The sequence below is a fragment of the Anoxybacillus thermarum genome (genome assembly GCF_000836725.1).
Classification (GTDB): Bacteria; Bacillota; Bacilli; order Bacillales; family Anoxybacillaceae; genus Anoxybacillus; species Anoxybacillus thermarum.
In genome coordinates this window covers 1-7,870 of the sequence record NZ_JXTH01000083.1, presented here as the reverse complement: position 1 = coordinate 7,870, position 7,870 = coordinate 1, and the positions used below count along the sequence as shown (strand labels likewise).

7 protein-coding genes and 1 pseudogene are annotated in these 7,870 nt (G+C 44.6%); 5 read left to right on the top strand and 3 right to left on the bottom strand.

Annotated elements, in window-relative coordinates; translation table 11 throughout:
* Positions 1-170: 170 nt before the first annotated feature.
* From LH47_RS13520 to gndA, 5 genes are all read left to right on the top strand, one after another.
* The gene (locus LH47_RS13520) at positions 171-545 is read left to right on the top strand and encodes a VOC family protein (protein WP_235341159.1); all 375 of its coding nucleotides are present in this window, start codon (positions 171-173) and stop codon (positions 543-545) included.
* Positions 545-2,092: an acyl-CoA carboxylase subunit beta gene (locus LH47_RS13515; protein WP_043968390.1), complete on the top strand. Its 1,548-nt coding sequence runs from the start codon at positions 545-547 to the stop codon at positions 2,090-2,092. The genes LH47_RS13520 and LH47_RS13515 overlap by 1 nt, the downstream gene beginning before the upstream one ends.
* 116 nt (positions 2,093-2,208) lie before the next feature.
* Positions 2,209-3,333, top strand: a complete 1,125-nt coding sequence (locus LH47_RS13510; protein WP_043968388.1) for a M20/M25/M40 family metallo-hydrolase — start codon at positions 2,209-2,211, stop codon at positions 3,331-3,333.
* 4 nt (positions 3,334-3,337) lie between these two features.
* Positions 3,338-3,805: a chemotaxis protein CheW gene (locus LH47_RS13505; RefSeq protein WP_043968386.1), complete on the top strand. Its 468-nt coding sequence runs from the start codon at positions 3,338-3,340 to the stop codon at positions 3,803-3,805.
* Between the two features lie 65 nt (positions 3,806-3,870).
* On the top strand, positions 3,871-5,280 hold the full coding sequence (gndA, locus tag LH47_RS13500; protein WP_043968384.1) for an NADP-dependent phosphogluconate dehydrogenase: 1,410 nt from the start codon (positions 3,871-3,873) through the stop codon (positions 5,278-5,280).
* A gap of 85 nt (positions 5,281-5,365) precedes the next feature.
* Here the strand turns inward: gndA and LH47_RS13495 are convergent, their stop codons facing one another.
* From LH47_RS13495 to LH47_RS15590, 3 genes and pseudogenes are all read right to left on the bottom strand, one after another.
* Positions 5,366-5,977 (bottom strand): cyclase family protein, encoded by a 612-nt coding sequence (locus LH47_RS13495; protein ID WP_043968383.1) that lies wholly within the window; start codon positions 5,975-5,977, stop codon positions 5,366-5,368.
* A 13-nt stretch (positions 5,978-5,990) separates the two neighbouring features.
* On the bottom strand, positions 5,991-7,478 hold the full coding sequence (zwf, locus tag LH47_RS13490; RefSeq protein ID WP_043968381.1) for a glucose-6-phosphate dehydrogenase: 1,488 nt from the start codon (positions 7,476-7,478) through the stop codon (positions 5,991-5,993).
* Positions 7,479-7,725: 247 nt separating this feature from the next.
* Positions 7,726-7,870: pseudogene (locus tag LH47_RS15590) on the bottom strand (UPF0236 family protein); the annotation flags it as partial.

Here is a 7,870-nt window from a genome sequence, read left to right as displayed (position 1 = left end):
CCTCCAAAAGGGCCGCCAACAAGACAGCGAACACCTTTTGAAGAGTTCTGACTAATTGTTCCTCCAGCTCTTTTAATAAAGGCCATTCTGTGGTAAAATGTTTCATGGACTCTCTCCCTCCTGTTTTATTGATGTTGGTCATCACCATCATAGCAGGGAGAGAGTCCTTTTTGCATGACATTTGCTTTTTTCTACCGCGCTTCGCTTGGTGGCCCCGACGAGCGTCGCGAACAAAAGTTCGCAACCCTCGTCGGGGAATCATTCCTGAATGTCACCCACAAATATTTTACTCACACCTGCTTGAGCCGCTCTCTGAACATAGCCCAATTGCTTCTTTTATTGAAAAGCGAGGCGAAGGTATTCATCATGTCGCGCTTGGGGTTGATCATATCGAACAGCGCATCGAAGAGTTAAAAAATAACGGCATTCGCATGATTCACGAGCAACCGAAGCGCGGTGCAGGCGGTGCACGCATCGCTTTTATGCATCCGAAGTCAGCCCGCGGCGTGTTATATGAACTTTGCGAAAAGGTCGGTGGGCAGTAATGGACATGTACGATAAAATAAACGAGCTATATGACCGCCGCCGAGAAATTGAGTTAGGCGGTGGCGACGATAAAATTGCAAAGCAGCATGAAAAGGGAAAATTAACGGCAAGAGAGCGCATCGATCTTTTATTAGATGAAGGGACGTTCGTTGAGTTAAATCCGTTTATTGAACATCGTTGCACCGATTTTGGATTAGCGGGGAAAAAAGGTCCGGGTGACGGAGTTGTCACAGGATACGGTAAGATCGATGGACGAACAGTATTTGTCTTTTCGCAAGATTTTACTGTATTTGGTGGAGCACTTGGGGAGATGCATGCAAAAAAAATTGCGAACATTATGGATTTAGCAGCGAAAACAGGGGCTCCAATCATCGGATTAAACGATTCCGGTGGCGCGCGCATTCAAGAAGGCGTATTGTCGCTTGATGGATACGGCCATATTTTTTACCGAAACTCGATTTATTCGGGCGTCGTTCCACAAGTTTCCGTCATTATGGGTCCGTGCGCAGGTGGTGCTGTCTATTCACCAGCGATCACTGATTTTGTATTCATGGTTGAAAAAACGAGCCAAATGTTTATTACTGGACCGAAAGTAATTGAAACAGTAACAGGAGAAAAAATTAGTGCCGAAGATTTAGGGGGAGCGCGCGTACATAATACGATTAGCGGAAATGCTCATTTTTCAGGAGCGACGGAAGAAGAGGTGCTTGCGCAAGTACGACGGCTATTAAGCTATCTTCCACAAAATTGTCAAGAAAAGCCGCCCGTTGCACCCGCACCAGAGAAAAGCGATTACCGTCCCGATTTAGCGGATGCTATTCCAATTGATGCGGTACGTCCATACGATGTGCGAAATGTCGTGTTGCAAGTCGTTGACGAAGGATCGTTTATGGAAGTACAAAAAGATTTTGCGAAAAATATTGTCATTGGTTTTGCCCGCATAAAAGGGGAAGTTGTCGGACTTGTATGCAACCAGCCGAAGTTTATGGCCGGGGGGCTTGATATTGACTCATCGGATAAAGCGGCGCGCTTTATTCGCTTTTGCGACTCGTTTAATATTCCGATTATTACATTTGAAGATGTGACGGGATTTTTCCCAGGAGTCAAACAAGAACACGGAGGCATCATTCGCCATGGGGCGAAAATTTTATATGCGTATTCGGAAGCGACGGTGCCGAAAATAACGGTCATTTTACGGAAAGCATATGGTGGAGCATACGTTGCATTAAATAGTAAATCGATCGGAGCAGATGTCGTATACGCATGGCCAAATGCAGAAATTGCCGTTATGGGACCACAAGGGGCAGCGAACATTATTTTCGCTAGTGAAATCGAAAATAGCCCAAATCCAGAAGAGACACGGGCGCAAAAAATCGAAGAATATCGAGACAAATTCGCCAACCCTTATGTTGCCGCAAAGTACGGGATGGTCGATGACGTGATTGACCCACGCGACACGAGAATCAAACTCATTCAAGCGCTCGATATGCTTCGCCATAAACAGGAAGAACGTCCAAAAAAGAAACATGGGAATATTCCGTTGTAAACATATACCGCCATCTGTTTGGCGGTATATGTTTTTTGAAAAATAATCGTACATTTCGCAAACGATGTAAAAATCCGTTATACTTAAAAGTGAGTACATACATAGGAGGATGCATAATGGTCAATGAGCAACGTTTAGTTGATGAATTTTTAGAGCTTGTACAAATTGATTCCGAAACAAAATATGAGCGTGAGATAGCAGATGTGTTGAAAGCGAAGTTTAAAGCGCTCGGTTTACATGTTATTGAAGATGATACGACGGCACAAACAGGTCATGGAGCAGGAAACTTAATTTGTACATTGCCCGCGACAAAAGAAGGGGTCGATCCGATTTACTTCACATCACACATGGATACGGTTGTGCCAGGAAAAGCGGTCAAGCCGTCCATTCAAGATGGATATATTGTGACAGATGGGACAACGATTTTAGGAGCGGACGATAAAGCAGGGCTTGCCGCCATGTTTGAGGCGATCCGAGTGTTAAAAGAAAAACGAATCGCGCACGGCACGATTCAATTTATTATTACTGTCGGAGAAGAGTCCGGGCTCGTTGGGGCGAAGGCGCTCGACCCGTCGCTCATTCAAGCGAAATTTGGATATGCGTTAGATAGCGATGGAAAAGTTGGACAAATTATCGTTGCTGCTCCGACGCAAGCAAAGTTGAAAGTAACTGTTCACGGAAAGACGGCTCATGCGGGTGTTGCACCAGAGCGTGGTGTATCGGCAATTACAATCGCCGCGAAAGCGATTGCGCAAATGCCGCTTGGGCGCATCGATGAAGAAACAACTGCAAACATCGGCCGTTTTGAAGGTGGAACACAAACAAATATCGTTTGCGATCGTGTTGATATTTTAGCTGAGGCGCGTTCGCTCGTTCCTGAAAAAATGGAAGCGCAAGTCGCGAAAATGAAAGAAGCGTTTGAGCGAGTAGCGGAAGAAATGGGTGGTCGTGCAGATGTTCACGTTGAAGTGATGTACCCAGGATTTAAATTCGGAGACGGGGATTATGTTGTTGAAGTAGCGAAGCGAGCGGCTGAAAAAATTGGTCGTCCGCATGAACTGTTGCGTAGCGGTGGGGGTAGCGACGCGAATGTTATTGCAGGATTTGGCATTCCAACCGTAAACTTAGCGATCGGTTACGAAGACATTCACACAACAAATGAACGGATGCCAATTGAAGAACTTGTCAAAGCAACGGAGATGGTGCTTGCCATTATTGAGGAAGTAGCGACAAGGGGGTGAAACGATGGAGAAAGTCGTCGTTTTTCAACTTGCGAATGAACAATATGCCATTCCGGTTGAACATGTTGTTTCCATCGAAAAAATGAGCCATCCGACGATCATTCCGGGAATGCCCTCGTATATGCTCGGTGTTGTGCGCATTCGCGGTGAACTCGTTCCTGTGCTTGATACGTCGCAAATTTTATATCGCCATCCATACGTGGAAACAGAAGAAACGCGCTTCATCGTTGTCCATACGGACGATGTACATGTCGCGTTTATTGTAGACGATGCAAAAGAAATTATTGATATTCCGTCACAGATGATGAAGCAAGTCAATATGCTCGCTTATCAACAAACGCCATATTTCATTGGCATTGCGAACATGCCTGATCGGCTGATTACCGTTATTGATCCGACAATATTGTTCGATCATTTAGAAGGGTCAAGTACAATTAAAGAACATATAAGAAATGAGAAACAGAACACTTGAACGAGGAAAGATGATTATGGTATGTTCTTTTTTGAACAATCAAAATATAGAAAGGAACGTTTGCTATGGCGAAACAACAAATTGGTGTGATCGGTTTAGCGGTCATGGGAAAAAACTTGGCGCTTAATATTGAAAGCCGTGGGTATTCCGTTGCCGTATATAACCGTTCGCGCGAAAAAACAGACGAGTTTTTAAAAGAGGCGGAAGGGAAAAACATCCTCGGTACATATAGCATCGAAGAGTTTGTGAACGCGCTTGAAAAGCCGCGCAAAATTTTATTAATGGTAAAAGCAGGTGCCGCAACAGACGCAACTATTGAACAACTAAAGCCGTATTTAGAAAAAGGCGATATCGTGATTGATGGCGGCAATACGTATTTTAAAGATACACAACGCCGCAATAAAGAACTTGCTGAGCTTGGTATTCATTTTATCGGTACAGGCGTTTCAGGTGGAGAAGAAGGAGCGCTGAAAGGACCTTCCATCATGCCAGGTGGACAAAAAGAAGCGCATGAACTCGTCCGCCCGATTTTTGAAGCGATTGCCGCGAAAGTCGATGGTGAGCCGTGCACGACATATATCGGTCCAGACGGTGCGGGCCATTACGTAAAAATGGTTCATAACGGCATTGAATACGGCGATATGCAATTAATTGCCGAAGCATACTTCTTATTAAAACATGTGCTTGGCTTAAACGCGCAAGAGCTTCACGAAGTGTTTGCCGAGTGGAATAAAGGAGAATTAGATAGCTATTTAATCGAAATTACGGCAGACATTTTCACAAAAATCGATGAGGAAACAGGCAAGCCACTCGTCGATGTTATTTTAGACAAAGCAGGACAAAAAGGAACAGGAAAATGGACGAGCCAAAACGCGCTCGATTTAGGCGTTCCGCTTCCAATTATTACGGAATCGGTATTTGCTCGCTTTATTTCTGCAATGAAAGAAGAGCGCGTGAAAGCAAGCAAGTTACTAGCAGGTCCAGCTGTGAAGCCGTATGAAGGCGATCATGCGCACTTTATTGAAGCCGTTCGCCGCGCGCTTTACATGAGCAAAATTTGCTCGTACGCCCAAGGCTTTGCGCAAATGAAAGCTGCATCCGAAGAATACAACTGGAATTTACAATATGGCAATATCGCGATGATTTTCCGTGGCGGCTGCATCATTCGTGCGCAATTTTTACAAAAAATTAAAGAAGCGTACGACCGCGACCCAGCGCTACCAAACTTATTGCTTGACCCGTACTTTAAAGACATTGTCGAAAACTATCAACAATCGCTTCGCGAAATCGTCGCAACTGCAGCGATGCGCGGCATTCCAGTACCAGCGTTCGCCAGCGCCTTAGCCTACTACGACAGCTACCGGATGGAAACATTGCCAGCGAACCTTATCCAAGCACAACGCGACTACTTCGGCGCCCACACATACGAGCGCATCGACAAAGAAGGCATTTTCCATACGGAATGGTTGAAATAAACGAACACCCCCTAGGGCAAGTGGCTCTAGGGGGATTTTAAGAGAATTTATAAATTCCCCCTCACCATTCGATGAGGGGGATTGTTTATTGTTCAAATAATAATACACGCGCTGGGGCGGCGTCGGTGCCGACGAGTTTGAGGGGAGCAGCAACCATCCAATATTCGCCGGCTGGTACGTCTTTTAAGCGAAGCCCTTCGATGACGATAATGCCATGGCCGAATAGCGTTTTATGTGTTGGGTGTCCCGCTTGGTTGCGCTCGACGCCGAGCGCGTCAATGCCGACGCCGCGAATACGTTTTTCGGCTAAGTGCATCGCAGCATCTTCGGCAACGTAAATAAATTCAAAGTTAAAGGTATCGTCGAATGAGTTTTTTGTTTTGAATAAGATAAAATCGTTTTCTTGAATATCAAAATGAATGAGATCTTCTTTTGTAATGCGATCATTGACGTTTGTGACGTCTAATACTTTGCAGTAGCCGACGAGTTTTTCAAGCGGAATCGTTTCAAAAGTTTTCCCGTCTTTTACCATATGGAGTGGTGCGTCAATGTGTGTGCCGGTATGCACATCCATATCAATGCGCGATTCGGTGACGTAATCGTTCGTGACGGTCGTTAGCTTTGGTTGTTTTTCCGGCTTATTTTTATACACAGGCATCCCTTCAAAAATCGGAGCAGTGACATCGTACATTTTCATGTTTATTTCCTCCTTACATTGTTCCGTTTAGTGACCACCAGTGGAATCCGTCTTTTTGCAATAGCTCATCTGCCTTTTTCGGTCCCATGGAGCCAGCTTCGTAGTTCGGGAAGTCAACCGCTTTCGTATTTTCCCATACTTCAGAAATCGGATCGACAAAGCTCCATGACGCAGCGACTTCGTCCCAGTGCGTAAAGTTTGTCGCATCGCCGCGCATGCAGTCATATAACAATTTTTCATACGCTTCTGGCGTATTAATGCCGTCGATGCAATTGTTGCAGTAATCCAGCTTAATCGGTGTCGTTTTCATACTTTCGCCGCTTTTTTTCGCATTTAAATGAAGAGTAATTCCTTCATCTGGTTGAATATGGATGACAAGCAAATTCGGATGGACGTATTCGCTCGTGCGATAATATAAATTCATCGGTACGTCTTTAAATTGCACAACAATTTTCGTTGATTTTTCGGTCATTCGTTTTCCTGTTCGTATGTAAAATGGCACACCTGCCCAGCGGAAGTTGTCGATCATTAGTTTCCCTGCAACAAACGTTTCCGTGTTAGAATGTGGATCAACGCTATGTTCTTCACGATACCCCACGACTTGTTGCCCGCGCACAATGCCGCGTCCGTATTGCCCACGTACGAAATGTTTGTCGACATCATCATGCGTCATCGGACGAAGCGCACGAAGCACTTTTACTTTTTCGTTGCGAATGTCGTCTGTTGTCAGCTTAATTGGCGGTTCCATTGCGAGAAGGGCAACCATTTGTAGCATATGGTTTTGTACCATATCGCGAAGCGCACCAGAATGGTCATAGTAGCGACCGCGATCTTCCACCCCAAGCGTTTCGCTCGATGTAATTTGAATATTGGCAATAAAGCGATTGTTCCAAAGCGGTTCAAAAATGGCGTTCGCAAAGCGAATGACTTCAATGTTTTGCACCATTTCTTTTCCAAGATAATGGTCAATTCGGAAAATTTGTTCCTCGGAAAACGATTGTCGAATTTCTTCATTTAATTTTTGTGCGCTTTGCAAATCATGTCCGAACGGTTTTTCAATCACTAATCGCGTCCAGCCGTTTGTGGCCGTCAGCCCTTCTGATTTTAAATGCGATGTAATCGTTCCGAAAAATTCAGGTGCCATCGCTAAATAAAAAATGCGATTGCCCGGAACATGAAATTGTTGTTCCACACGCGTTAATAATTCATTTAATTGTTCGTATGACTGCGTATTTGTTGCATCTAATGAATGATAGTAAAAATGAGAAATAAATGGATCATCCATTAATTCTTGTTTTGTCGCTTCTTCAATCGTTTCTTTTACGTAATGGCGAAACGATTCATCTGTATGGGGACGACGGGCAACGCCAACAACCGCAAACTGTTCAGAAAGCTTTCCTTTTTGATACAGTTTATAAATAGATGGGAATAATTTGCGTTTTGCTAGGTCGCCAGTCGCGCCAAAAATAACAATTGTCGCTTTTGGTTGTACGTCATTCACGGACCATATACCTCACTTTTATTCATTTTTTGAAAGGTTCATGATAATGTAATTTTAGAGGTTTATTGTGGTAAACGCAAATGTTTTATCCGACTAGAGTCAGTCAAGACTTTGTGGAGAACATTTTTTCGGTTCACTACGGGTGTTGTCAATCACTAGTTAGCGAACCATTTTCAGGAATTGATATCGTAAGCGCTTTTGGACTCTCATCCCTCATCTTGAAGTGATGATATTGTATTCCATTTTTTTACACCCAACCAAAATCCCGAAGCGCCGACAACGCTTGATGGATCGGCGTCCCGGATGACCGCTGCAGACACGGTAGATTCTGACGCACCACATCTGCCCACAACCGTCCTGCCTTCCGTTTGGCCTGTTCAACCCGCTTGGAC

Coding starts and splice junctions, on each gene's coding strand:
- LH47_RS13515 (WP_043968390.1), top strand. CDS start 545: ATGGACATGTACGATAAAATAAACGAGCTATATGACCGCCGCCGAGAA.
- LH47_RS13510 (WP_043968388.1), top strand. CDS start 2,209: ATGGTCAATGAGCAACGTTTAGTTGATGAATTTTTAGAGCTTGTACAA.
- LH47_RS13505 (WP_043968386.1), top strand. CDS start 3,338: ATGGAGAAAGTCGTCGTTTTTCAACTTGCGAATGAACAATATGCCATT.
- gndA (WP_043968384.1), top strand. CDS start 3,871: ATGGCGAAACAACAAATTGGTGTGATCGGTTTAGCGGTCATGGGAAAA.
- LH47_RS13495 (WP_043968383.1), bottom strand. CDS start 5,977: ATGAAAATGTACGATGTCACTGCTCCGATTTTTGAAGGGATGCCTGTG.